The 1001-nt window shown below is 62.3% G+C and carries 1 pseudogene; it reads right to left on the bottom strand.

Going from position 1 to position 1001, the window contains the following annotated elements:
• Positions 1-17: 17 nt before the first annotated feature.
• A pseudogene (locus AC1DGP_RS35230) lies at positions 18-775 on the bottom strand (IS5 family transposase).
• Between the last annotated feature and the right edge of the window lie 226 nt (positions 776-1001).

The raw sequence follows: 1001 nt of genomic DNA, 5'->3' as shown, positions 1-1001 counted from the left end.
CTAGAGCGGATCGACATTCAGCGTAGCCATATCATTGCTGCGGCGAGGTGGACGAAGCCTGTGAAGTGGATGGTTCTGCGGTCGTAGCGTGTGGCGAAGCGGCGGAAGTGCTTGAGGCGATTGAAGCATCGCTCGATCCGGTTGCGGTGTTTGTAGATCTCGCCGTCGTGAGGGATGAAGACCTTGCGGTTGCGCTTGGACGGGATCACCGCCTGTGCCTTCATTGCGGCAATCTGGTTGCGCAAATCGTTGCTGTCATAGGCTTTGTCGGCGAGCRCCGCATCGGCTTCCTGACCTGCGAGGAGATCGGGAGCGGCTGTGATGTCGCTGGCCTGGCCGGGCGTGATGCGCAACCGCAAGGGCCGACCGAGCCTGTCGGCGAGCATGTGGACCTTGGTGGTCAGTCCCCCTCTGGAACGCCCCAGCGCCTGGTCCTTGGCCCCCCTTTTCCCGCCGCCGCTTGCTGATGGGCGCGCACGATGGTGCTGTCGAGCATCAGATATTGGTTATCACGGTCGGCRGTCAGCGCGTTGAACACCGCCTCCCACACCCCGGTATGGCACCAGCGACTGAAACGCCGATGCACCGTCTTCCACTTGCCATAGCGYTCGGGCAGGTCACACCAGTGGGCACCAGAGCGCAGAACCCACAGACAACCGTTCACAAACAGGCGGTTATCCGAGCCCGTCCGACCTGGATCGCTCGWCTTGCCGGGCAGCAAGGGCGCAATCCGCAGCCATTGCGCCTCATTCAGCTCGTAGCGCTTGATCCCCATCATTGGCTCCGCGTCTCAACACGGAACCCCATGAATCAGACATCGCGCCAGTTGTGAATCCTGAATGTCGATCCGCCCTAGTGGTCTCTGCCTGACGGAAGAGTCCTGCTTGGGATTCCCCTCGGTCGGCGCGTATGCGAGTCTGGCGCATGCGCACCGGGGTTTCGATCACCATCACGCCGTCTGATCGCCACCGCCTTGAGGCGGTGGCCAAGGACCGCAACGC

The sequence above is a fragment of the Allobosea sp. 05T433 genome, assembly GCF_056396065.1.
The sequence above is the reverse complement of the archived record's forward strand: the minus strand, read 5'-3'. Positions and strand labels throughout refer to the sequence as shown.